The sequence below is a fragment of the Streptomyces sp. NBC_01635 genome (genome assembly GCF_045209715.1).
Lineage (GTDB): Bacteria > Actinomycetota > Actinomycetes > Streptomycetales > Streptomycetaceae > Streptomyces > Streptomyces hirsutus.
Window position 1 is genome coordinate 3,681,263 of record NZ_CP109277.1, and the last position, 25,054, is coordinate 3,706,316.

Annotated in this window: 17 protein-coding genes, 3 rRNA genes and 2 pseudogenes; 7 read left to right on the forward strand and 15 right to left on the reverse strand. The window is 68.4% G+C overall.

Going from position 1 to position 25,054, the window contains the following annotated elements; all coding sequences use genetic code 11:
- Positions 1-71 precede the first annotated feature (71 nt).
- The 6 genes from hpf to mtnA form a co-directional block, all read right to left on the reverse strand.
- Entirely contained in the window at positions 72-764 is a 693-nt protein-coding gene (gene hpf / locus OHB56_RS17145; RefSeq protein WP_355898134.1) for a ribosome hibernation-promoting factor, HPF/YfiA family, read from the reverse strand.
- A 314-nt stretch (positions 765-1,078) separates the two neighbouring features.
- Positions 1,079-2,107, reverse strand: a complete 1,029-nt coding sequence (locus tag OHB56_RS17150) for a ComF family protein (protein WP_406354251.1) — start codon at positions 2,105-2,107, stop codon at positions 1,079-1,081.
- 133 nt (positions 2,108-2,240) lie between these two features.
- Positions 2,241-4,106, reverse strand: a complete 1,866-nt coding sequence (locus OHB56_RS17155) for an LpqB family beta-propeller domain-containing protein (RefSeq protein WP_406354253.1) — start codon at positions 4,104-4,106, stop codon at positions 2,241-2,243.
- Complete coding sequence (gene mtrB / locus OHB56_RS17160) at positions 4,096-6,285, reverse strand: MtrAB system histidine kinase MtrB (RefSeq protein ID WP_406354255.1); 2,190 nt, start codon at positions 6,283-6,285, stop codon at positions 4,096-4,098. Before mtrB ends, OHB56_RS17155 begins: the two co-directional genes overlap by 11 nt.
- 1 nt (position 6,286) lies before the next feature.
- A complete protein-coding gene (gene mtrA, locus OHB56_RS17165) occupies positions 6,287-6,976 on the reverse strand; it encodes a two-component system response regulator MtrA (protein ID WP_193478414.1) in 690 nt (229 codons plus the stop codon).
- Between the two features lie 4 nt (positions 6,977-6,980).
- Positions 6,981-8,129: an S-methyl-5-thioribose-1-phosphate isomerase gene (gene mtnA / locus OHB56_RS17170; RefSeq protein WP_326753056.1), complete on the reverse strand. Its 1,149-nt coding sequence runs from the start codon at positions 8,127-8,129 to the stop codon at positions 6,981-6,983.
- A 147-nt stretch (positions 8,130-8,276) separates the two neighbouring features.
- Here mtnA and OHB56_RS17175 point away from each other — a divergent pair, with 147 nt between their 5' ends.
- From OHB56_RS17175 to OHB56_RS17200, 6 genes and pseudogenes are all read left to right on the forward strand, one after another.
- Complete coding sequence (locus OHB56_RS17175; protein ID WP_326753057.1) at positions 8,277-9,617, forward strand: hypothetical protein; 1,341 nt, start codon at positions 8,277-8,279, stop codon at positions 9,615-9,617.
- Between the two features lie 4 nt (positions 9,618-9,621).
- Positions 9,622-10,404: a DUF4129 domain-containing protein gene (locus OHB56_RS17180; protein ID WP_406354259.1), complete on the forward strand. Its 783-nt coding sequence runs from the start codon at positions 9,622-9,624 to the stop codon at positions 10,402-10,404.
- On the forward strand, positions 10,401-11,597 hold the full coding sequence (locus tag OHB56_RS17185; RefSeq protein ID WP_406354261.1) for a DUF4350 domain-containing protein: 1,197 nt from the start codon (positions 10,401-10,403) through the stop codon (positions 11,595-11,597). The genes OHB56_RS17180 and OHB56_RS17185 overlap by 4 nt, the downstream gene beginning before the upstream one ends.
- Positions 11,597-12,586 carry a MoxR family ATPase gene (locus OHB56_RS17190; RefSeq protein WP_326757020.1) on the forward strand — a complete coding sequence of 330 codons (990 nt, stop codon included), beginning with the start codon at positions 11,597-11,599 and terminating at the stop codon, positions 12,584-12,586. The genes OHB56_RS17185 and OHB56_RS17190 overlap by 1 nt, the downstream gene beginning before the upstream one ends.
- Positions 12,586-13,896 (forward strand): DUF58 domain-containing protein, encoded by a 1,311-nt coding sequence (locus OHB56_RS17195; protein ID WP_326753059.1) that lies wholly within the window; start codon positions 12,586-12,588, stop codon positions 13,894-13,896. The genes OHB56_RS17190 and OHB56_RS17195 overlap by 1 nt, the downstream gene beginning before the upstream one ends.
- A 27-nt stretch (positions 13,897-13,923) precedes the next feature.
- A pseudogene (locus OHB56_RS17200) lies at positions 13,924-14,160 on the forward strand (transposase); the annotation flags it as partial.
- A 26-nt stretch (positions 14,161-14,186) separates the two neighbouring features.
- Here OHB56_RS17200 and OHB56_RS17205 read toward each other — a convergent pair.
- From OHB56_RS17205 to OHB56_RS17240, 8 genes and pseudogenes are all read right to left on the reverse strand, one after another.
- The gene (locus OHB56_RS17205) at positions 14,187-14,633 is read right to left on the reverse strand and encodes a hypothetical protein (protein WP_406354263.1); all 447 of its coding nucleotides are present in this window, start codon (positions 14,631-14,633) and stop codon (positions 14,187-14,189) included.
- Positions 14,634-14,699: 66 nt separating this feature from the next.
- Positions 14,700-15,336 (reverse strand): annotated as a pseudogene (locus OHB56_RS17210) (transposase family protein); the annotation flags it as partial.
- Between the two features lie 131 nt (positions 15,337-15,467).
- Positions 15,468-15,857, reverse strand: coding sequence for a hypothetical protein (locus tag OHB56_RS17215; RefSeq protein WP_406354265.1), 390 nt, complete (start codon positions 15,855-15,857; stop codon positions 15,468-15,470).
- Between the two features lie 107 nt (positions 15,858-15,964).
- Positions 15,965-16,291 carry a transposase gene (locus tag OHB56_RS17220; protein WP_406354267.1) on the reverse strand — a complete coding sequence of 109 codons (327 nt, stop codon included), beginning with the start codon at positions 16,289-16,291 and terminating at the stop codon, positions 15,965-15,967.
- Between the two features lie 178 nt (positions 16,292-16,469).
- Positions 16,470-16,586: ribosomal RNA gene (rrf, locus tag OHB56_RS17225) — 5S ribosomal RNA — on the reverse strand.
- Positions 16,587-16,670: 84 nt separating this feature from the next.
- Positions 16,671-19,795 (reverse strand): 23S ribosomal RNA (locus OHB56_RS17230).
- Positions 19,796-20,102: 307 nt separating this feature from the next.
- Positions 20,103-21,632: ribosomal RNA gene (locus OHB56_RS17235) — 16S ribosomal RNA — on the reverse strand.
- Together the 16S, 23S and 5S rRNA genes form the textbook arrangement of a ribosomal RNA operon.
- A gap of 566 nt (positions 21,633-22,198) precedes the next feature.
- Positions 22,199-23,206 (reverse strand): stage II sporulation protein M, encoded by a 1,008-nt coding sequence (locus tag OHB56_RS17240; RefSeq protein WP_406354269.1) that lies wholly within the window; start codon positions 23,204-23,206, stop codon positions 22,199-22,201.
- 171 nt (positions 23,207-23,377) lie between these two features.
- Here OHB56_RS17240 and OHB56_RS17245 point away from each other — a divergent pair, with 171 nt between their 5' ends.
- Positions 23,378-24,382 (forward strand): RDD family protein, encoded by a 1,005-nt coding sequence (locus OHB56_RS17245; protein ID WP_406354271.1) that lies wholly within the window; start codon positions 23,378-23,380, stop codon positions 24,380-24,382.
- A 30-nt stretch (positions 24,383-24,412) separates the two neighbouring features.
- Here the strand turns inward: OHB56_RS17245 and OHB56_RS17250 are convergent, their stop codons facing one another.
- Positions 24,413-25,027, reverse strand: coding sequence for a hypothetical protein (locus OHB56_RS17250; RefSeq protein ID WP_406354273.1), 615 nt, complete (start codon positions 25,025-25,027; stop codon positions 24,413-24,415).
- Between the last annotated feature and the right edge of the window lie 27 nt (positions 25,028-25,054).

A 25,054-nucleotide genomic window follows, 5' to 3' on the forward strand; every position in this document is an offset into this window, starting at 1 on the left:
TCGCACACCGATGCCCCTGGGGGCGCACATGCGCGCACCAGGGGCACCGGCCCAGCTGTGACTCGGTTCGGTCAGCCGCCGAGCATCCCGCCCGCTTCGGGAGCATGCGGCTGCGTGACCATGGTGTCCGTGCTGAGGTGGATCACGCCGTAGTCGTAGGCGTGCCGCCGGTAGACGACACTGGGTTCCTTGGTCTCGGAGTCGACGAACAGATAGAAGTCGTGCCCGACCAGCTCCATCTCGTAGAGCGCCTGGTCCAGGGTCATGGGGGCGGCCACGTGGGTCTTCTCACGGACGATGAGGGGCCCCTCGCCCTGCACCTCCAGCGAGCCGATCTTCTTGGTGGGGACGGCTTCCGACCCCTCCTCGGAGGACAGTGCTCCCGTACCGTTGAGTGTCGCCGCGTCGGGGACGTGGGCGGGGACCTCCGCTGCCGAGATCCTGCGCGCTCCGCGCCGCGAGTAACGCTTGTCGTGCTGCTTGCGCAGCCGGGCGTCCAGCTTCTCCGCTGCCAGGTCGAGCGCCGCGTACGGGTCGCCCGCCGCTGCCTCCGCCCGGATCACCGGACCGCGGGAATGGAGCGTGATCTCCACCCGGGCGCTGCGGTCGGCCTGTCGGGGGTTGGGCTCCTTGGACACCTCGACGTCGAGGCTGATCACCTTGCCGTCGAGCTTCTGGATCTTCTCCAGCTTCAGCTTCTCGGCCACGTGCTTCCGGAACCGCTCGGGCACCTCGGTCTTGCGGCCCTTGACGACGATGTCCACGCAGAACTCCGTTCCCGGATCACTCCGCCTCGGTGCGGAGTGTCTCCCTTTTACACCAGGCTCCGGTTCAGCCCCGGAACCTCGGACTCGGCGACTTCCGCCTCCTCCCCCATGGGCGAGATCTCCGGTCCACCGGCCCGGGTGATTATGAAAAAAACCCGCAGCACGGCATTCGGATTCGAGAGGTGTGGCCTGCGGCTTTCCCTCACGACCGAACATATCTCGCCCGGACGGATGTCGTCACCCTCTCCTACCGCATACCTCCGTTCAGGTGAATTTACACTCTCACTACCTGCAACGATGCAAGTTCCCCATCAGTTCCGGTTTATTTTGAAAGAACCCGGTGAAGCCGCAACAACCGCAGCGCACTTCACGTCAATGGGCCGGTCGGCCCTGTCCGTACCCGCCGTGCCCACTGACCAGCCGAACCGCCGACCCGCCCTCACGTGAGCCGGTCCGTTTCGTTGTTCTCCTCTCCTTTCCCACCTCTCCCCTCTGTACACGAACGCGGGCGCCGAAATACTCGAATCGACCCCGAGATCCTCTTGCGCCCGCACCTGCGCACCCACTCCCGTACGTACTTCCGTACGTACTTCCGTACGTGTCCGCGTGCATGTCCCGGCGGACAGCACGTGCTCCACCGCGTCCGGGCCCGGGGCCCGCAGCGCGGTCCGCACCGCCCGCGCGGCCTCCGCCAGCGAGGCCCCGGTGGTCATCAGATCGTCCACGAGGACGACCTGCCCACCGCGCAACAACAGCCGGCCGCAGCCCGGTGCCACCGCCAGCGCGCCGGCGAGATTGGCCAGCCGCTGCCGGGCGTCGAGTTCCGACTGGTCGGCCACGCCCCGCCGCTGCCGCAGCGCGGGAAGTACAGAAGCGGGTACCCCCTGGCGCCGCAGTACACCCGCCGCCGCCCGGGCGATCCGCAGGGCCGGGTCATGACCGCGGGCCCGCACGGCTCGTGGCGCGGACGGCACGGGCACCAGCAGCACCGCGCCGCGATCGCCGTGGACCGGCCCCACCAGCCCGCCCGAGCCCAGCCGCGCCGCCTCCCGCAGCCCCGCGCGCACCGCTCCCGCCAGGGCTTCGCCCAGCGGCCGGGTCAGGGCCAAGGCGCCACGCTCCTTGTGGGCCAGCAGCGCGGCGCGCACCTCGTCCGCGTACCGGGCCGCGGCGTGCGTCACCGGCAGCCCGGCCGGCTCCGGCTCCGGCCGCACCCGGCGAGGCGCGGCACCGCTCAGCGCCGCACGGCACCGGGCGCACAGCACCGCACGGGGCCTGCCGCATCCGCCGCACTCGGCAGGAAGCACCAGGTCGGAAAGGTCCTGCCACCAACCCCGCATGACCCCACTGTGCCAAGGCCCACCGCACCCGGCCACCCCTGTGGAAAACTCCACCGGACCGGCCCTGCACTCCCGGCCCCCGGCCGGTGACGCCGGGCCCGCCCGGCACGCCCGGCCCCCGGCCGGTGAGCGCTCACCCCGGATAGACCGGCGCGATCCCTTCCGTCACCTTCTGCCACTGGGCCCCCGAGGGCAGCCGGACGATCCCGTCCACCGAGTGCGCCACCAGCGGCATCTTGTCGTCGGCGGATGCGGTGACCGCCTCGACTCCGGTCAGGGCGGCGGGCTGCGGGACCTCCGGTACGGAGCCGTCGACCTCGACGTACCGCATCTGCTCCACCCCTCCCTCCTCGCGCCCGACCACGACGAGCCGGCTGTCGCCGGTCCACGACATGGCGGTGACCTTCTCCAACTCGGGCGTCGCGGGCCGCATCTGCAGCACGGTCACGGCGGGTCGCGCGCCGGTCTTCTCGGCCGGCCCGGCCGGCCCCTCCTGACCGTTCGTCCCGCTCCGCTCGATCCGTCCGATCATCAGGGAGCGCCGGTCGCCCTTCGCCACGACGAGCGCGATCCTGACCCCGTCGGCGGCCACCCGGACCGCCTGGATACGCCCGTCCAGGCCCGGAGTGCGCACCTCCAGCGGCTCACCCGAGCCCTCCTCGAGAAGCAACAGCCGCGGATCGGCGGGATCACGGTCGGCCACCCACAGGCCACCCTGCGCGTCCCAGCTGGGCGCGGTCAGCCGGTCCTCCTCGGACGTGCCCCGGCTGCTCAGCACGGGCTCCCCGAGCGAACCGCCCGGCACGAGCGATCCGACGTACAGTGCCCCTCCGTCGAGCGCGACCCCGGCCGCCGCGCGTTCGTCCCGTGAGACGGCCACCGACCGCAGCAAGGTCTCGCCCTCGCCGAGCGCCCCGGGCACCGGGTCCGGCTGGGCGGCGTCGCTGTCGGCGGGGATCCGCACCAGCCGGTGCTCCCCGTCGACGAAGTACAGGTAGTTGGGGCTGTTGGGCGAGCCCCGGTCGGCCACGGTCCCGATGGCCTCCTGGGTCAGCGAGCACAGCTGCTTCCCGTCGGCCCGCAGCTCGACCTCGTCCACGGCGGGGCTGAGGTTGCGCAGCGTGAACAACAGCTGGGCGGCCATCTCCTTGCACCGCTTGGTGCCGGTGCCGGCCGCCTTGCCGTTGAGCGGCACGGTCAGCTTGCCGCGGTCGTCCGCCGTCAGCGGCCCGGCGTCCTCGTGCAGCGCCACGCCCTCGGGGAAGCCCGACCTGACGACCGGGTCCAGCCAGGTCGTGGGCCCGCCCAGGAGGGAACGCACCATCTGGGTGGTGGGCTCCACATGGCTGCGGACGTACACCGGGTCGGCGACCGCCATCGGCGGCCCGTCCGCGGCGGCCCTCATGGTGTTCGAGGCGAAGTAGTACTTGCTGACGGACATGTAGTTGCGCTGGAAGTCCGACTTCCCCATGACGACGCCCTGCGGCACCCCGGCGATACGCCACTGCCCGCTCTTCGCGTCCTGCGTGAGACGCACGAGCTTGTCGTACGGCCCGGTGGCGGACGCGTACGCCTGCTGCGCGTCCACGGTGGCGACCTTGTCGCCGGTCAGGGTGAAGGAGACCTCGCCTGTTTCCTCCCGGCCCGGCGGGTCGGCCTGCGCGCCCGGCCCGTCCGCCAGCACCGTGGTGGACAGCTCGGGTTTCCAGGCCTCGGCCGCCTCGGCGGTCAGATACTGGCGCGCGGTCCTGTAGTCCGGATCGTCACTCGTCAGCGCCTCGAGGAAGCCCTGCACGATCTGCGTGGGCGACGCGTCCTCGCTCGGCGGCATCGCGAACACCCGCACCTGCGCGTCCTGCCGGGGCGTGGACTCCACGCCCCGCAGATCCCCGCTGTCGGGCATCGAGGCGCACCCGGTCAGCAGTACGGCACCGCTGGTGGCGTACGCGATCATCCGTGCCGGCGTCCTTCGGCCGCGTCCTGCGCGCTCACCGCCCACGCGAAGTCTCCCCCTGCCTGTCCCCGAGGCCGTCGAACCCTTCCAGACCGTCCACATCGTCCAGGCCGTCCAGCTCGTCCAGCTCGTCCAATTCGTCCACGTCACCGGCGTCGGCAGTCCCACCGGCATCGGCCTCCGCGCCGGCAGGCGCCGCGTCCCCGGCGGCCGGTCCCGCCGGCTCCCCCCGGAGCGGAGCTCCCGCGGCCGACCGCGGCACCACGCGCGCGCCGTTGCCGGGCAGCGCCGTCGGGTCGGCCGTAGGCGTCACCGCGGCCGACAGCGGGCCGAGCGGATCGCGGGCCGCGCGGGCCGATCCCTCGGTGTCCGCGGGCGGTGCGGGCAGGGTGGCCCGCTTCTCGCCGTCCCCGCCGCCGTGCGGGGCGCCGGCGTCGTCGAGTCCGCGGTTGCGCCGCGAGTCCCTGGGCTCCAGCGGTATCGGAGAGCCCCGCAGCGGCTCGTCCGCCGTCCGGGGCAGGGTCAGCCGGAACTGCGAGCCGCCGCCCGGCTCGCCCCATGCCTGGAGCCAGCCGCCGTGCAGCCGCGCGTCCTCCAGGGCGATGGACAGGCCCAGCCCGGTACCGCCCGTGGTCCGCGCGCGTGCCGGGTCCGCCCGCCAGAAGCGGCTGAAGACGCGGGTCGCCTCTCCGGGCTTGAGTCCGACGCCGTAGTCCCGCACCGCGATCGCGACCGCCCCGCCCGCCGCGGCGAGCTTGACGACGACGTCCTTGCCGTCGCCGTGCTCCACGGCGTTGACGACGAGGTTGCGCAGGACGCGCTCCACGCGCCGGGCGTCGACCTCGGCGACGACGGGCTGCTGGTCGCCGACCACCTTGATCTGCGTGCCCTTGCGCTCGGCGAGCGGCTCGGCCCCGCCGGCCACACGCCGTACGACGGTCCGCAGGTCGACCGGCTCCGCCTCCAGGGCGGCCGCGCCCGCGTCGAAGCGGCTGATCTCCAGCAGGTCCGAGAGCAGTGACTCGAACCGGTCGATCTGGTCGGCGAGCAGTTCGGCCGACCGGGCGGTCACCGGGTCGAAGTCCTCACGCGCCTCATGGATGACGTCCGCCGCCATCCGTACGGTCGTCAGCGGTGTCCGCAGTTCGTGGGACACGTCCGACACGAACCGGCGCTGCATCCGCGACAGGTCCTCGAGCTGGTTGATCTTCAGCTGGAGGTTCTGCGCCATCTTGTTGAAGGCCTCGCCGAGCCGCGCGATGTCGTCCTCGCCGGTGACCTTCATCCGTTCCTGGAGCCGTCCGGCGGACAGCCGCTCGGCGATTCCGGCCGCCATCCGCACCGGCGTCACGACCTGCCGCACCACGAGCCAGGCGATGGCCCCGAGAAGGACGACGACGAACAGACCGGCGGTCGCCAGCGTGCCCTTGACCAGGCTCAGCGACTTCTCCTCCTGCGTCAGCGGGAAGAGGTAGTACAGCTGGTACGGATCACCGTTGGGGTCGTTGACCTGTTTGCCGATGACCAGACCCGGCTGGGAGTCGGCGCCGTTGCTGTAGACGATCCGCGTGTACCGCTGCGCGGCCCCGGTGTCGGTGTCGATCCGCTCCCGCAGATTGCCGGGCACGCTCTCCGCCGGGTCGACGTGCCCGGAGGCGCGCGGACCGCGCCCGCCGCCGCTCTCGTCGCCCATGGGCAGGGTGACCACGTCGAAGGCGCCCTGGCCGCCGCTGGAGAGCGACTCCACGAGGTCGCTCATCCACTGGATGACGCTCTGCGAGGACCGGCCGTCCACCGTGGACGCGTCCTCGCGGGTGCCGCTCGCGGCCTCGTCGGCCTGCTGCTTGGCCACCGCGAACCCGCCGGTGGCCTGGCTCTGGGACGCCTTCACCTTGGCGTCCAGCAGGCCGTTGCGCACCTGGCCGATGACGACGAAGCCCAGCAGCAGGACCACGCCCAGCGACATCAGCAGCGTGGTGACGACGACCTTGAGCTGGATGTTGCGCCGCCACAGCCGCATGACGGGCAGCAGCGGTCGGCGCACCCAGCGCACGAACAGGCGGATGACCGGGCTGCCCTGAACTCCGCCCTGGAGCAGCCCGCCCTCCCTGGGGCGCCCCCAACGGGAACGCCCCGAGGGGCGGCCCCGGGGCGTCCGGCCGACAGGCCGCTCCGGTCGGTCCCCGGGCCGGCCGGAGCCCGAAGCGGCGCTGTCACCGGACATGTCAGCTCGGTCCTGCCTTGTAGCCGACGCCACGGACGGTCACCACGATCTCCGGCTTCTCCGGGTCCTTCTCGACCTTGGAGCGCAGCCGCTGGACATGGACGTTCACCAGCCGGGTGTCGGCCGCGTGGCGGTATCCCCAGACCTGCTCGAGGAGCACCTCACGCGTGAACACCTGCCAGGGCTTGCGGGCCAGCGCGACCAGCAGGTCGAACTCCAGCGGGGTCAGCGCGATCGACTGCCCCTCCCGCTTCACGGAGTGCCCGGCCACGTCGATCACCAGGTCGCCGATGGCGAGCTGTTCCGGCGCCGGCTCCTCCGACCTGCGCAGCCGCGCCCGGATCCGGGCGACCAGCTCCTTCGGCTTGAACGGCTTGACGATGTAGTCGTCGGCGCCGGACTCCAGCCCGACCACGACATCGACGGTGTCGCTCTTCGCCGTGAGCATCACGATCGGCACCCCGGACTCCGCCCTGATCAGGCGGCACACCTCGATGCCGTCCCGGCCCGGCAGCATCAGATCCAGCAGCACCAGATCGGGCTTGGCCTCACGGAAAGCGGCCAGCGCCTTGTCGCCGTCGGCTACGAAAGACGGCTCAAAACCTTCACCACGCAGCACAATGCCGAGCATCTCGGCCAGTGCGGTGTCGTCGTCGACGACAAGGACTCGTCCCTTCATAAACGACATCATCCCATTAGCTATTCGTGACCTGGCGTGACCTGGCACACAGTGCGGCCAGGGCCTCTGCCGTCACGGGTGAGACGGCACCTTCCTCCGTGACGATCGCCGTGACCAATTCCGGTGGTGTCACGTCGAACGCCGGGTTGTACGCCTGGGTCCCCAGGGGTGCCACAAGAATCCCGCCTCCCGCTTCGGTTCCGGCCATCGGCACCTGCGGTGCCGTGACCTCGGTCACTTCATGGCCGGGGCGCTGCTCGACCTCGATGGAGGCCCCGTCCGGTGTGCGGGCATCGACCGTCGTCACCGGTGCCACCACTATGAACGGCACGTGGTGGTACCGCGCGAGCACGGCGAGCGGATAGCTCCCCACCTTGTTCGCCACCGAGCCGTCGGCCGCGATGCGGTCCGCCCCTATCAGTACCGCGTCCACCTCGCCCGCCGCGAACAGCGATCCCGCCGCACTGTCGGTGAGCAGCGTGTACGCCATTCCGCTGCGGGCGGCCTCGTATGCCGTCAGGCGAGCACCTTGCAGCAACGGACGTGTTTCGTCCACCCACAGCCGCCTGAGCCTGCCCGCCCGGTGCGCGGCCAGCGCCACCGCGAACGCCGTGCCCTCGCCGCCCGACACCAGCGAACCGGTGTTGCAGTGGGTGAGGATCCGGTGCCCGCCGCCGGGCATCAGCTCGTCCAGCAGTGCCAGCCCGTGCCGGGCCATCCGGGCACTGGCCTCGGCGTCCTCGCGGTGCAGCTGCCGCGCCGCGGCCAGCGCGGCCCCGGCCGCCTCCGGGAGACCGCCACCACGGGCGAGAACACCCTGATGGGCACTCAGAGCCCGGCGCACCCCCACCCCAAGGTTCACCGCGGTGGGCCGGGCACCCTCCAGCGCGGCGGCGGCGTCGTTCACGTCGAAGCCCCGTACGGCGGCGAGGGCGACGCCGTACGCCCCGGCGATGCCCAGCAGTGGCGCACCGCGCACGGCGAGCGAACGGATCGCCTCCACGAGCGCGGGGGCGTCCGTGCAGACGAGCTCCACCTCCTCGACCGGCAGCCTGGTCTGGTCGAGCAGCACCAGGACGGGTCCTTCCGGTGGCTCCTCCCAGCGGATCACCGGGATGTCGGTCAGCGGCTTGCGGTCGTCGCTTTGCGCGTACTGATCAGCCATGCGGTCAGTCTGCCCCCTGGAGCGCGGACAATTGAAGGCACAGTCCTCACCTCGGCCGGTCCGACAGGTCCGTTGAGGAACACCCCATGGCACGATGGCAGCGAACCTGCCGCCGCGACCGCGGACGGGCACCGTGAAGGAGCGACGATGAACGACACTCCGGGCTGGGCTTCGCCCGGATCCGCCCCCTCCGAAGGGCAGGGACCGGGTGCGTCCGGGCCTGCCGAGCCCGCAGAGCGCCCGAACCCCGAGCAGTCCGCCCCGCAGGGGCCGGGCTGGTCGAAGGAGCAGCCGCCGAGCCAGTGGTCCGCGCCCACCGACCGGCCCGGCGCAGCGGACCCCGGCCGGACTCCCCCACCGCCTCCGCCGGGCTGGGGCGCCCCGCCCCCCGGCGGACCCGGTTACGGCGGTCCCGGTTACGGCGGTCCCGGTTACGGCGGTCCCGGGGGATACAGCGGCTACGGCGGGTACGGGTCCTGGGGAGGAGGCTGGGGCGGGCCCCCGCCCGCGGCCAAGCCCGGTGTGATCCCGCTCCGCCCGCTCGGCGTGGGCGAGATCCTCGACGGCGCGGTCTCCACCATGCGCACCCACTGGCGCACGGTCCTCGGCATCGCACTGACCGTCGCCGTCCTCACCGAGATCGTCATCGTCCTCCTCCAGGGCTTCTTCCTGGACAGCCCCAGCTCCGCGGCCCTCAACGACCGGAGCGCCACCTTCGACGAGCTGACCGCCGCCATGGGCGACTCCCTGATCAACACCGGGGTCGTCTACGTCGTCGGCCTGATCGGCACCGTCGCCGCCACCGCCCTGCTCACCACCGTCACCAGCCGCGCCGTACTCGGCACGTCGGTCACCGCCGCCGAGGCCTGGCGCGACGCCCGTCCCCAGGTCCTGAGGCTGTTCGGCCTGATCTGCCTGCTGATCCTCATCACCGTGGCCGTCGTCCTGGTGGGCGCGGTGCCGGGCATCGTCATGGCCGCCACGGTCGGCGGTGCGGGCGCGGTGGTGCTCAGCGTCCTGGGCATCCTCGGCGCCGGCATCGTCGCCCTGTGGCTGATGATCCGCTACTCGCTGGCCTCCGCGACGCTGATGCTGGAGAAGCAGGGCGTCCTGAAGGCGATGAGCCGTTCCGCGAAGCTGGTGCGCGGCTCCTGGTGGCGGATCTTCGGCATCCAGCTGCTCGCGGGGATCATCGCGGGCTTCGTCGCGTCGATCATCGTCATCCCCTTCACCTTCATCGCCGCGGCCTTCACCGGCGACGGCATCACCGGTTTCCTCAACAGCGCCGGCGGGGACATCGGCTGGACGTTCCTCATCATCACCGGTATCGGCGCGGTCGTCGGGGCCATGATCACGTACCCGATCCAGGCCGGCGTCACGGTGCTCCTCTACATCGACCAGCGCATCCGCCGCGAGGCCCTCGACCTCGAACTGGGCCGCGCCGCCGGTGTCCAGGGCTACGGGCCCGGCACCGTCCCGGGGAGCTGAGAGGGTGTACATCGCGGGGGGAGCACTGACCGTGCTCATATCGGCGCAGACACTGCCCGAAGCCGCCGGCAGCGCCGTCCGGGCCCTACCGCTCGGTGACGGCGAGCCGCCCGTCACCATCCCGCGTGACCCCGCGCGGGAGGCGGCCCGGCGCGAACTGTCCAAGCAGATGTACCACGAGAACGACCCCAGCTGGTTCCAGCGGGCCCTGGACGCCTTCTGGGAATGGGTCGGCAAGCTGTTCGACGCCGCCTCCACCGCGACACCCGGCGGTGCGCTCGGACTGATCGTCATCGTCGTCGCCGTGCTCGCCGTCCTGGGGGCCCTGTGGTGGCGCCTGGGGACCCCGCGCCGCGGGCCGTCCTCCACTCCCGTCCTGTTCGACGACCGCCCCCGCAGCGCCGCCGAACACCGCGCGGCCGCCGAGGCCCACGCCGTCCAGGGCCACTGGAACCAGGCCGTCCAGGAACGCATGCGCGCCGTCGTCCGCGCTCTGGAGGAACGCACTCTGCTCGACCTCCACCCCGGCCGCACCGCCGACGAGGCCGCCGCGGAGGCCGGCCGCGCCCTGCCCGCCCACACCGGCCGGCTGCACACCGCGGCCCGGAGCTTCGACGACGTGACATACGGCGGCCGCACCGCGTCGGAAGAGTCGTACCGGCAGATCACCGAACTCGACCGCGACCTGGAACGGACCAAACCCCGGCTCGTGAGCACCTCCGCCGGTGGCCGGAACCACAGCGACAGCGCCACGGACGACAACGCCCGCCAGGGAGCCGCCGGATGACGACCGAGGTACCGCTCCCCTCCACCTCGGCCTCGCCCACCGCACGCCAGGTGTGGACCCGCGCGCGAGGTGTCGTCCTCGCGCTCGTGCTGCTGGTCGTGGCGGCCGTGGTCATCGCCGTGGTCCGCTCCGGGGCCCAGCACGGCGAACTCGACCCGCGCTCCGCCGACCCCCTCGGCAGCCGCGCGGTCGCCGAACTCCTGGCCGACCGCGGTGTGGACACGCGCGTGGTCACCACCCTGGAAGAGGCGTCGGCCGCCGCGAAACCCGACACGACCCTCCTGGTCGCCGTCCCCGACCTCCTGACGCACCGCCAGCAGTCGCGGCTGCACTCCGCCTTCGCCGAATCCGGCGGCCGCACCGTCCTGGTCTCCTCCGGCAGCGCGTCCGTCGACCGGCTCGCCCCGGGCGTCGTCGCCGATCCGGCCACCAGCTTCGGCTCCACCCTCGACCCGGTCTGCACCCTGCCCGCCGCCCGCAGCGCGGGCTCCGCCGACACGGGCGGCATCCGCTACACCACCACCCACCTCGACGCCGACAAGTGCTACCCCAGCGAGCGCCTGGCCACCCTCGTGCGCGTCCCGGCGGCCTCCGGGGCCGGCGACACGGTCCTCCTCGGCGCCCCCGACATCCTCCTCAACGACCGCCTCGACGAGCACGGCAATGCCTCGCTCGCCCTCCAGCTCCTCGGTTCCCACCCTCATCTGGTCTGGTACCTCCCCTCCCTCGCCGATGCCTCCGCCGCTTCCGAAGAAGGCGAACGCGGCTTCTTCGACCTGATCCCCTCCGGCTGGGTCTGGGGCACCGCGCAGCTCTTCGTCGCGGCGGCCCTGACCGCCCTGTGGCGGGCACGCCGGCTCGGCCCGCTCGTGCCCGAAAGGCTCCCCGTCGCGATCCGCGCCTCCGAAACCGTCGAAGGCCGCTCCCGCCTCTACCGCAAGGCGAACGCCCGCGACCGCGCGGCCGCCGCTCTCCGCTCCACCACCCGCACGCGCCTCGCCCCCCTCGTGGGCGTCCCCGTGTCCCAGGCACACACGCCCGAGACCCTGCTTCCCGCCCTGTCCACCCAGCTCCACGACGACGGGCAGTCCCTGCACGATCTCCTGTTCGGCCCGCCACCCGGCGACGACGCAGCCCTGACAGCCCTCGCCGACCGACTCGACGCCCTCGAAAGAGAGGTACGCCGTCCATGATGGACCCGACCACTGACAACGCCGCGCACACCGGGGACCCGGCTGCCGCCCGTGCCTCCCTGGAGGCCCTGCGCGCCGAGATCGCCAAAGCCGTGGTCGGCCAGGACCCCGCTGTCACCGGCCTCGCCGTCGCCCTGCTGTGCCGCGGGCACGTCCTCCTCGAAGGCGTCCCCGGTGTCGCCAAGACCCTGCTCGTCCGCACCCTCGCCGCGGCCCTGGACCTCGACACCAAGCGCGTCCAGTTCACCCCCGACCTGATGCCGAGCGATGTCACCGGCTCCCTGGTCTACGACGCCCGCACCTCCGAGTTCTCCTTCCAGCCCGGCCCGGTCTTCACCAACCTCCTCCTCGCGGACGAGATCAACCGCACGCCCCCGAAGACCCAGGCATCTCTTCTGGAGGCCATGGAGGAGCACCAGGTCACCGTCGACGGCACCCCCCGCCCCCTCCCCGACCCCTTCCTGGTCGCCGCCACCCAGAACCCCGTGGAGTACGAGGGCACCTACCCCCTCCCCGAAGCCCAGCTCGACCGCTTCCTCCTCAAACTCACGATCCCGCTGCCCTCCCGGCAGGACGAGATCGACGTCCTCACCCGCCACACCGAGGGCTTCAACCCCCAGGACCTGCGCGCCGCCGGCGTACGCCCCGTCGCGACCGCCGCCGACCTGGAAACGGCCCGCGCCGCGGTCGCGAAGACGACGGTCTCCCCCGAGATCACGGCCTACGTCGTCGACATCTGCCGCGCCACGCGCGAGTCACCGTCCCTCTCCCTCGGCGTCTCCCCCCGAGGAGCCACCGCTCTCCTGTCCACCGCCCGCGCCTGGGCCTGGCTGACGGGACGCGACTACGTCATCCCCGACGACGTGAAGGCCCTCGCCCTCCCCACCCTCCGCCACCGCGTACAGCTCCGGCCGGAGGCCGAGATGGAAGGCGTCACGACCGACTCGGTCATCAACGCGCTCCTCACCCACGTCCCCGTCCCCCGCTGATGGCCCTCACCGGACGCGCCGCCCTCCTGGCGGCACTCGGCTCTCTCCCCGTCGGCCTCTGGGAACCTGGCTGGACGGGTCTCCTCGCCGTCAACGCCCCCCTGGCGGTGGCCTGTGCCTGCGACTTCGCCCTGGCCGCCCCCGTGCGCCGGCTCGGCCTCAGCCGCTCCGGCGACACCTCGGTACGACTGGGCGACACCGCCGACATCACCCTGACGGTCACCAACACGTCCCGTCGCCCGCTCCGGGCCCGTATCCGTGACGCCTGGCCCCCCAGCAGCTGGCAGCCGGGCACCGAGGTGACGGCCTCCCGGCACCGTCTCACGGTCCCCGCGGGGGAGCGCCGCCGCATCACCACCCGGCTGCGCCCGACCCGCCGGGGCGACCGCCGGGCCGACCGCGTCACCGTCCGGTCCTACGGTCCGCTCGGCCTGTTCGCCCGCCAGGGCACCCACGTGATCCCCTGGACGGTCCGTGTGCTGCCGCCGTTCACCAGCCGCAAGCACCTGCCGTCCAAGCTGGCCCGTCTGCGCGAACTGGACGGCCGCACCAGCGTTCTCACCCGCGGCGAAGGCACGGAGTTCGACAGCCTGCGCGCGTACGTCCCCGGTGACGACACCCGCTCCATCGACTGGCGTGCCACGGCCCGCCAGTCCGCCGTGGCGGTACGTACGTGGCGCCCCGAGCGCGACCGGCACATCCTGCTGGTGCTCGACACCGGCCGCACCTCCGCGGGCCGGGTCGGCGACGTCCCCCGCCTGGACGCCTCCATGGACGCGGCGCTGCTCCTCGCGGCCCTCGCCTCCCGGGCCGGCGACCGCGTCGACCTCCTCGCCCACGACCGCCGCCTCCGCGCCCTCGTACAGGGCCGCTCGGCAGGGGACGTCCTCCCTTCCCTGGTCAACGCCATGGCCACCCTCGAACCGGAGCTCGTCGAGACCGACGCCCGAAGCCTCACGTCCACGGCCCTGCGCACAGCCCCTCGCCGCTCCCTGATCGTCCTGTTCACGACGCTCGACGCGGCCCCCATCGAGGAGGGCCTGCTTCCCGTGCTGGCCCAGCTCACCCAGCGCCACACGGTCCTGCTCGCCTCGGTCGCCGACCCGCACCTGGCCCAGATGTCCAAGGCCCGCGGAAACGCCGACGCGGTGTACGAGGCAGCGGCAGCAGCCCAGGCCCAGACCGAACGCGACCGCACCGCGGAACAACTCCGCCGCCATGGCGTCACGGTCGTCGAAGCGACCCCGGACAACCTGGCACCGGCCCTGGCAGACGCCTACCTCGCCTTGAAGGCAGCCGGACGCCTCTGAGAGGGCGTTTGAGATCTGCCGTGTCCCATGGCGGAAGCGGCCGTTGAACCTGTAGTGACCGGTAGTGGAGAGTATCCGTCGGACCTGACCGATGCGCAGTGGACGTTGGTGGAGCAACTGCTCCCGCCACCACGGACGGGACCGAAGGGCGGACGGCACGAGAAGCACCCGCGCCGCCGAATCCTGGATGCGATCTTCTACGTGGTGCGGACCGGCTGTGCATGGCGGCAGCTACCGCACGACTTTCCGCCCTGGCAGACCGTGAGCCTTTTCCAACCTCACGCTGTGTCTCAGTCGTCAGGCCACATCTGAGCGACCCACACCTCGAGGGGATCTTCGTGAGGCCCCTGCGGTGGGAAGGGGTCGAGCGCAACAAGGGCTTCCACGTGATCCCGGCCCCGACAGAGCAACCGCAGCTGATAACGCCCCGGCCGAAGAGCGATCTCGCCGTAGACAACGCCACCCAAGTCGACGACGCACAGACGCTCTCCCAGTGGGGAACGGAAAACCCGCTCGTAATCCCAGGAACCTGTCGGCTCACGCGCGGGTCCGTCCCAGACTTCCAAGCGCACCATGGGGTAAAAGTCGTTGTCGCTGGACGTAAGACTCCAGCCGTCTCCAGGGATCTGGACAATAGCGTCTTCCGCCGGTGATTCTTCGAAGAAGATGGGGCCGACCTGGATGGTCCTGTAGGACACACGCGGACGCACATCAACCGAGTTGATCAGACTGGGCACTTACTCTCCTCACCAGGCTGAACGAGCAGGCGCTGTCAGGCTAACCCCGACGCGAGCCGCACGCTCTCACCTTGTCACGCAAGGACCAGAAACAAGCACTGAGGCGAGGTGAAGGGCGAGGACGGCCTTGACGATATCGGTGATCCAGGTGGTACTGCAGCGCAGCTTGCGCAGCAGTCGCCAGCCTTTGATGGTGGCCATGGCCTGCTCGCCGACAGCTCGGATCTTGGCGTGGACGACGTTGACCGCCTGCTTGCCGGTGGAGAGGTTCCGGTGCTTGCCACGGAAGGGGACGACCGCGGTGCCACCCGCGCCCTGGTAGTCCTTGTCCGCGAACTACTTGATGTCCGCCTCGGCCAGGGCCTCGATGATCTGGTGTGTGCGGGCGCGGCGGTGAGGTCGTGGGTGGCGCCAGACAGGGCGGGCGAGGCCCAGATCGGGCGGCCGAAGGGGTCGGTGATCACCTGCACGTTCATGCCATGGCATTTGTGTTTGCCGGAGCAGTACGGGCGGTCGGCGGCGATCCGGTCGATGGGCAGCAGTGCGCCGTCGAGGATGACGAATGCCTTGGCGGAAGCGGCGGCTACGGCTTCTTCCAGGGTGGGGCAAGAGCGGCCAGGACGGTGATCGCCTCGTGTATGTCGCAGTAGACGGGGGCGATACCGATTCCGAAGCCGGCGGCGAGCCGGGCGTTGGGGGTACCCCCGGCCGGAGGCTAGATGATCAATTCCAAGGGATGCCTGCGGAGGGTGTGGGGTGGGCGGCGGCCGAAGCCACCGCGAGACGGTCAGGCGGCGAGCTGCCGGCCCTGGTTGTCGAGGTGGCAGCGGGCGGTCAGGCGTCAGGGTCGACTTCGGGGTGCGTGAACCGCACGGGCTTGCCCAGCGACCGGGCGTAGGCGATTTCGGCTCGGGTGCTGTCTCCGATGTAGTCGCCGACTACGAACACCTCATCAGCGAGCCGGATCTTCGCCCGGTGCAGATCGTCGAGTCGAACCTTCAGCGCCTCGGCCTCGACAGGATCGGACCAAAGTTCGTGCGGCGACTTCATGTCACAGCCCGGTTTGACGACAATCTTTCCGGCTTTGGTCTCCCGCAGATCGGCCTCGTTCATCTCGGTCATGAAGCGGGTGGAGCCGCAGATCACGACGATACGCGGGAGGCTCAACAGCTTCTTCGCGTCGGCGAGCTTCTCCTCGGGGGTGGGCAGTTGCGGGTATGACACTGGTTCCTCCTGGTGGTGTGTGGTCCAAGGGGTGCCTGCGGAGACGAGAACGAGGGTGTCCAAGATCGTTTTGTGACGAACGACGTGGACACCCTCTCGACAGCACTCTATGGACGACCGACGACATGCTGAAGGAGCATCCCAACCTGGCGCCGTGGCGCCCGCCGGTCGGCATTACGCCCCGCCTGAGCTATGCCGAACTGGTCACCCTCGCCACGATGCAGGCCATACTCGGCTACACCTCCGGTGAAGTACCAGTACACCGTGGGCCACGGCGCGAAGTCCTTCGGAAGCTGACGCCAAGCGCAGCCGGTCCGCACCACGTAGAAGATCGCATCCACGATCCGTCGCCGCGGATGCTTTCCCGCCGCCCACCCTTCGGGCCCACCCTCGCCGGCGGCAGCAACGGCTCGACCAGCGCGCCCACTGTTCATCCGTCAGGGCCGACGGATACCCACTCCCAGTACTGCTCACAACAAGCTCAACAACCAACACGGCAGATCTCAAACGCGGTCTGAGAGAGAAGAACAGAAAGAAAAAGAAAGGGACCTAAGGCCCCCAAGAATGCAGAAAGCCCCGTGCCATTGGCACGGGGCTTTCTCTGCAAGAATTGTTCGGCGGCGTCCTACTCTCCCACAGGGTCCCCCCTGCAGTACCATCGGCGCAATAAGGCTTAGCTTCCGGGTTCGGAATGTAACCGGGCGTTTCCCCTACGCTATGACCACCGAAACACTATGAAACAGACAACCGCACCATGTGTGGCACATGGGGTCGTTCGTGGTTTCAGAACCAACACAGTGGACGCGAGCAACTGAGGACAAGCCCTCGGCCTATTAGTACCGGTCAACTCCACACGTTACCGTGCTTCCATATCCGGCCTATCAACCCAGTCGTCTACTGGGAGCCTTACCCCATCAAGTGGGTGGGAGTCCTCATCTCGAAGCAGGCTTCCCGCTTAGATGCTTTCAGCGGTTATCCCTCCCGAACGTAGCCAACCAGCCATGCCCTTGGCAGGACAACTGGCACACCAGAGGTTCGTCCGTCCCGGTCCTCTCGTACTAGGGACAGCCCTTCTCAAGACTCCTGCGCGCGCAGCGGATAGGGACCGAACTGTCTCACGACGTTCTAAACCCAGCTCGCGTACCGCTTTAATGGGCGAACAGCCCAACCCTTGGGACCGACTCCAGCCCCAGGATGCGACGAGCCGACATCGAGGTGCCAAACCATCCCGTCGATATGGACTCTTGGGGAAGATCAGCCTGTTATCCCCGGGGTACCTTTTATCCGTTGAGCGACGGCGCTTCCACAAGCCACCGCCGGATCACTAGTCCCGACTTTCGTCCCTGCTCGACCCGTCGGTCTCACAGTCAAGCTCCCTTGTGCACTTACACTCAACACCTGATTACCAACCAGGCTGAGGGAACCTTTGGGCGCCTCCGTTACTCTTTAGGAGGCAACCGCCCCAGTTAAACTACCCATCAGACACTGTCCCTGATCCGGATCACGGACCCAGGTTAGACATCCAGCACGACCAGACTGGTATTTCAACGACGACTCCACCCGAACTGGCGTCCGAGTTTCAAAGTCTCCCAGCTATCCTACACAAGCCGAACCGAACACCAATATCAAACTGTAGTAAAGGTCCCGGGGTCTTTCCGTCCTGCTGCGCGAAACGAGCATCTTTACTCGTAGTGCAATTTCACCGGGCCTATGGTTGAGACAGTCGAGAAGTCGTTACGCCATTCGTGCAGGTCGGAACTTACCCGACAAGGAATTTCGCTACCTTAGGATGGTTATAGTTACCACCGCCGTTTACTGGCGCTTAAGTTCTCAGCTTCGCCACCCCGAAGAGTGACTAACCGGTCCCCTTAACGTTCCAGCACCGGGCAGGCGTCAGTCCGTATACATCGCCTTACGGCTTCGCACGGACCTGTGTTTTTAGTAAACAGTCGCTTCTCGCTGGTCTCTGCGGCCACACCCAGCTCAGAGGGAAAACCTCATCACCGGACATGGCCCCCCTTCTCCCGAAGTTACGGGGGCATTTTGCCGAGTTCCTTAACCATAGTTCACCCGAACGCCTCGGTATTCTCTACCTGACCACCTGAGTCGGTTTAGGGTACGGGCCGCCATGAAACTCGCTAGAGGCTTTTCTCGACAGCATAGGATCATCCACTTCGCCACAATCGGCTCGGCATCGGGTCTCACCCTTATGCCATCCGGATTTACCTGGATGACGGGCTACACCCTTACCCCGGGACAACCACCGCCCGGGCTGGACTACCTTCCTGCGTCACCCCATCACTCACCTACTACGGGTTGGGTTCGTCGGCTCCACCACTTTCCTTTCCCCGAAGGGTCCGGAACGGCTTCACGGACTTAGCATCGCCCGATTCAATGTTTGACGCTTCACAGCGGGTACCGGAATATCAACCGGTTATCCATCGACTACGCCTGTCGGCCTCGCCTTAGGTCCCGACTTACCCTGGGCAGATCAGCTTGACCCAGGAACCCTTGGTCAATCGGCGCACACGTTTCTCACGTGTGTATCGCTACTCATGCCTGCATTCTCACTCGTCAACCGTCCACCACTGCCTTCCGGCGCGGCTTCACCCGGCAGACGACGCTCCCCTACCCATCACAGCGGGCGTTGGCCCTATAGCTGCAATGACACGACTTCGGCGGTACGCTTGAGCCCCGCTACATTGTCGGCGCGGAATCACTAGACCAGTGAGCTATTACGCACTCTTTCAAGGGTGGCTGCTTCTAAGCCAACCTCCTGGTTGTCTGTGCGACTCCACATCCTTTCCCACTTAGCGTACGCTTGGGGGCCTTAGTCGATGCTCTGGGCTGTTTCCCTCTCGACCATGGAGCTTATCCCCCACAGTCTCACTGCCGCGTTCTCACTTGCCGGCATTCGGAGTTTGGCTAAGGTCAGTAACCCGGTAGGGCCCATCGCCTATCCAGTGCTCTACCTCCGGCAAGAAACACGCGACGCTGCACCTAAATGCATTTCGGGGAGAACCAGCTATCACGGAGTTTGATTGGCCTTTCACCCCTAACCACAGGTCATCCCCCAGGTTTTCAACCCTGGTGGGTTCGGTCCTCCACGAAGTCTTACCTCCGCTTCAACCTGCCCATGGCTAGATCACTCCGCTTCGGGTCTTGGGCATGCTACTGCGTCGCCCTGTTCGGACTCGCTTTCGCTACGGCTTCCCCACACGGGTTAACCTCGCAACACACCGCAAACTCGCAGGCTCATTCTTCAAAAGGCACGCAGTCACGACGCCGGATGACAAGTCATCCGACGCGACGCTCCCACGGCTTGTAGGCACACGGTTTCAGGTACTATTTCACTCCCCTCCCGGGGTACTTTTCACCATTCCCTCACGGTACTATCCGCTATCGGTCACCAGGGAATATTTAGGCTTGACGGGTGGTCCCGCCGGATTCACACGGGATTTCTCGGGCCCCGTGCTACTTGGGTGTCTCTTCAACGAGCCGTTGACGTTTCGGCTACGGGGGTCTTACCCTCTGCGCCGGACCTTTCGCATGTCCTTCGCCTACATCAACGGTTTCTGACTCGCCTCATGGCCGGCAGACCATGAAATAAGAGATCCCACAACCCCGCATGCGCAACCCCTGCCGGGTCTCACACGCCTGCGGTTTGGCCTCATCCGGTTTCGCTCGCCACTACTCCCGGAATCACGGTTGTTTTCTCTTCCTGCGGGTACTGAGATGTTTCACTTCCCCGCGTTCCCTCCGCATACCCTATGTGTTCAGGTATGGGTGACAGCCCATGACGACTGCCGGGTTTCCCCATTCGGACACCCCCGGATCAAAGTCTGGTTGACGACTCCCCGGGGACTATCGTGGCCTCCCACGTCCTTCATCGGTTCCTGGTGCCAAGGCATCCACCGTGCGCCCTTAAAAACTTGGCCACAGATGCTCGCGTCCACTGTGCAGTTCTCAAACAACGACCAACCACCCGTCACAACCCGCCGGAGCGGATTTTTACCGGGGTCGGCACTGAAGGCAGCCGATACGGCCGTGCCCTCAGACACCCAACAGCGTGCCCGGCGCTCCCTGCCGCGCTGCTCGTTCGTTCCATGCCCCGGGGGGCCGTACTGGAAAGAGCAGACGGTCGAGAGTGCCGACTAATCAACGTTCCACCCATGAGCTGACCACCGCCGGACAGGTGCCGGCGTAGTGGCTCTGGCCGCCTTGCGGCAGCTAGATGCTCCTTAGAAAGGAGGTGATCCAGCCGCACCTTCCGGTACGGCTACCTTGTTACGACTTCGTCCCAATCGCCAGTCCCACCTTCGACGGCTCCCTCCCCACGAGGGGGTTGGGCCACCGGCTTCGGGTGTTACCGACTTTCGTGACGTGACGGGCGGTGTGTACAAGGCCCGGGAACGTATTCACCGCAGCGATGCTGATCTGCGATTACTAGCAACTCCGACTTCATGGGGTCGAGTTGCAGACCCCAATCCGAACTGAGACCGGCTTTTTGAGATTCGCTCCACCTCGCGGTATCGCAGCTCATTGTACCGGCCATTGTAGCACGTGTGCAGCCCAAGACATAAGGGGCATGATGACTTGACGTCGTCCCCACCTTCCTCCGAGTTGACCCCGGCGGTCTCCCGTGAGTCCCCAACACCCCCGAAGGGGCTTGCTGGCAACACGGGACAAGGGTTGCGCTCGTTGCGGGACTTAACCCAACATCTCACGACACGAGCTGACGACAGCCATGCACCACCTGTACACCGACCACAAGGGGGCGCCTGTCTCCAGACGTTTCCGGTGTATGTCAAGCCTTGGTAAGGTTCTTCGCGTTGCGTCGAATTAAGCCACATGCTCCGCTGCTTGTGCGGGCCCCCGTCAATTCCTTTGAGTTTTAGCCTTGCGGCCGTACTCCCCAGGCGGGGCACTTAATGCGTTAGCTGCGGCACCGACGACGTGGAATGTCGCCAACACCTAGTGCCCACCGTTTACGGCGTGGACTACCAGGGTATCTAATCCTGTTCGCTCCCCACGCTTTCGCTCCTCAGCGTCAGTAATGGCCCAGAGATCCGCCTTCGCCACCGGTGTTCCTCCTGATATCTGCGCATTTCACCGCTACACCAGGAATTCCGATCTCCCCTACCACACTCTAGCCTGCCCGTATCGACTGCAGACCCGGGGTTAAGCCCCGGGCTTTCACAATTGACGCGACAGGCCGCCTACGAGCTCTTTACGCCCAATAATTCCGGACAACGCTCGCGCCCTACGTATTACCGCGGCTGCTGGCACGTAGTTAGCCGGCGCTTCTTCTGCAGGTACCGTCACTTGCGCTTCTTCCCTGCTGAAAGAGGTTTACAACCCGAAGGCCGTCATCCCTCACGCGGCGTCGCTGCATCAGGCTTGCGCCCATTGTGCAATATTCCCCACTGCTGCCTCCCGTAGGAGTCTGGGCCGTGTCTCAGTCCCAGTGTGGCCGGTCGCCCTCTCAGGCCGGCTACCCGTCGTCGCCTTGGTGAGCCGTTACCTCACCAACAAGCTGATAGGCCGCGGGCTCATCCCTCACCGCCGGAGCTTTCAACCCCCACCCATGCGAGTGGAAGTATCATCCGGTATTAGACCCCGTTTCCAGGGCTTGTCCCGAAGTGAGGGGCAGATTGCCCACGTGTTACTCACCCGTTCGCCACTAATCCACCCCGAGGGGCTTCATCGTTCGACTTGCATGTGTTAAGCACGCCGCCAGCGTTCGTCCTGAGCCAGGATCAAACTCTCCGTGAATGCTTTCCCGTGATCGGGAGAACACCACGAGAGCGGAACGGTCGGGCGGAATAGGCCCCACCGTTCACAGCGTCCTCGCTGTGTTGTTCTTCAAAGGAACCTCGTCCCGGCCTGCTGGCCGAAGACGGGGTATCAACATATCTGGCGTTGATTTTTGGCACGCTGTTGAGTTCTCAAGGAACGGACGCTTCCTTTGTACTCACCCTCGCGGGCTTTCCTCCGGGCGCTTCCCTTCGGTCCTGCGTGTCCGACTCTATCAGATCTTTCCGATCCGATTTCCTCGGGCTGTTCGCCTTCCCGGTTCCCGCATTTCGCGTTTCCCTTTCCGGCGACTCCGACTTTATCAGAAGTTTCGCGCCGGACTTGCCGGTCGAATTTTTCCGATTTATCGGGAGGGGCTTCGTCGAAATCTGAAGTTTCGAGAAGCAGTCAGATGTTCACACTTACCCTTGCGGACCATAGCCCAGCTCCAGGCAACTGTTCAAATCTACCTCCCCGCTCGGTCCGTGTCAACGGTTCCTGCGGGGCGAAGAGGAGACTAGCAGCTGGACGGAGCTCCACGCACATCAGGCTGCCGTCGGCACGACGGCGCTGCGTTCGGCCGTCTCCAGGTCGCCGGTCTCGCCGGCCCGAGCCGCGCGCCCGCCCAGGACATAGACGTAGGCCAGGAAGGCCAGCTCCGCGACGACTCCGATGGTGATGCGGGCCCAGGTGGGAAGGCCGGACGGGGTGACGAAGCCTTCGATCGCGCCGGAGACGAAGAGGACCAGCGCGAGACCGATCGCCATGGCCAGTGCCGCCCGGCCTTCCTCCGCGAGGGCCCTGCGTCGTGGCCGTGGTCCGGGGTCGATGAGGGTCCATCCGAGGCGCAGGCCGGTGCCGGCGGCGACGAAGACCGCGGTCAGTTCGAGGAGGCCATGGGGCAGAACCAGGCCGAGGAAGGTGTCCAGCCGACCCGCGGAGGCCATCAGGCCGAAGCCGACGCCCAGGTTGAGCATGTTCGTGAAGAGGATCCAGATGACCGGCAGGCCCAGGAAGACGCCCAGGATCAGACAGAGGGCGGCGACCCACGCGTTGTTCGTCCAGACCTGGGCGGCGAACGAGGCCGCGGGGTTGCTGGAGTAGTACGTCTCGTACTGGCCGCCGGGGCGGGTGAGCTCGCGCAGCTCGGCAGGTGCGGCGATGGATGCCTGGACCTCGGGGTGGGTGCCGATCCACCAGCCGAGGAGGGCCGCGACCGCGGTGGACAGGAGTGCGGTGGGCACCCACCAGTGACGGGCCCGGTACACGGCGGCCGGAAAGCTGTGCGAGAGGAAGTGCGTGGCGTCCCGCCAGGATGCGCGCCGTGCCCCCGTCACCGCGCCCCGCGCGCGTGCCACCAGCTGGCTGAGTCTTCCGGTCAGCTGGGGGTCGGGGGCCGCGGACTGGATCAGCGAGAGGTGGGTGGCCGTGCGTTGGTAGAGGAGGACGAGTTCGTCGGCCTCGGCGCCGGTCAGCCGGCGCTGGCGCCGTAGTAGGGCGTCGAGGCGGTCCCACTCCGCGCGGTGAGCGGAGACGAAGACGTCGAGGTCCATCGGTGTGCCTGCTCCTCGGCTGTTCGTCGGCTCCCGCCGCGAGCTCTTCGGTCGTACGGACCGGCCGGCTCGGCGGTACGGGATGATCGGCTGGTCGTACTCCGGTGCGATGTGCCATCAGCTTGGCAGACTGGCGGTGTTCCGGGCAGGGCAGGGGAAGGGCGGGCGGACGTGAGTGAGCTGGTGACGGGCGAGGCTGTGGCGTTGGAGCTGCGCCCCGCGAAGCTGCCCAGTAGGGCGCTGGCCGTGCTGCTCGACCTGGTCGCGGCGGTGACGGTCTATGTCGTGGTGACCATCGCGCTGCTGGCTGCCACCGCTTCGCTGGACCAGGCGGCTCAGACGGCGATATCCCTCGCGGTCTTTCTGTTGTTGCTGGTGGGCGTGCCGATAGCGGTCGAGACGCTCAGCCATGGACGGTCGCTCGGGAAGATGGCGTGCGGGCTGCGGGTGGTGCGGGACGACGGGGGGCCGATCCGTTTCCGGCACGCGCTGGTGCGGGGCCTGATAGGTGTGATCGAGATCCTGATGACGATGGGCGTCGTCGCGTGCATCGCCTCGCTCGTGTCGTCGCGGGGGCGGCGGCTCGGAGACGTCTTCGCCGGGACCCTCGTCGTTCGGGAGAGGCTGCCGGTCGGTCCCGTGGACTCGGTACCGCCGCCTCCGCCCTGGCTGGCCGGCCGGTTCGCGGGGCTCGATCTGTCCGCGGTGCCGGACGGGCTGTGGCTCGCCGTACGCCAGTACCTGACGCGGATGCGGCAGCTGGACCCGCAGGTCGGCCACGCGATGGCGGAACGGCTGGCGGCGGACCTGGCGGACCGGACGGGAGCGCCGGTGCCGCAGGGCGTGCCGGCGGCGGCGTACCTGGCGGCCGTGGTGCAGGAGCGGCAGGCCCGGGACGCCCGGCGTGCCTTCGGGCACGGCGCCGGTGGAGCGGCCTTCATCGGAGGCGGACCGGACGGCGCCTCCGGACCGGCGGATGCGTACGCCCCGCCGCCCGCCCCTCGGGCGGCTCCACCGACCGCATACCCCTCCGTTCCCGCTGCCCCCTCCCACCCCGCCGGTTCTTCGCACCCTTCTGTTCCCTCCGGTCCCGCCACACCCGGCGTTCCCGCCACGCCCGTGTCGCCCCCACCGGCGGCCGAGAGGCCGTCGACCGGGTTCGTGCCTCCGGCGTAGGGCGCATTCGGAACGGTCTCCGGGAGGCGGTCAGTCGAGGGCCGAGGGGGGTGACTCGAGGTCCTCGAGTTCGATGCCGGGGGCTGCGAGGACCACGTCCCCGGAGAGGTGCACGGTGTGCTGCTCACCGGTGTCCAGGGCTGTGACCTGGTACGCGTCCACGGTCAGGGGTCCGTTGTCAGTGGCGTGTGCTTCTCTTTCCACCAAGGTCCAGGACTGGTCCACGGTGAGGGGGGCGAGCACCGGATCCGTGAAGGCGACGAGCCGTACCCGGGTGGCCGGGGCGGAGGGGGTGAGGCGCAGGAGACGGGCGGTGGCGATGAGGAACGCGGGTGAGGAGCCGGTGAAGGCGTGGGCGCGCACATTGCCTTCGGTGGCGTGGGTTCCGGTGGGATCGGTACGGACCCAGGTGACGCCGTCGAGGGCGGCACCGCGGACCTGCCAGCTCGCGGCGTGCAGTTCGAGGCGGAGAGGGCGGCCGAGTTCGTCGAGGGTGAGGTCGACCGAGCCCAGGTGATCGCCGGACGGGGCGGTGAGCTGGGAGACGTAGCGCCAGCCGGAGGGGCCGGGGGCGCATTGGAAGTGTTCTTCGGCGAGGGGGGTGTGATCGTGCGGATCGTGGAGCGAATAACGGCCGCGGGGCATGGGGGTCCTGGGTCTTGACGGGCCGGC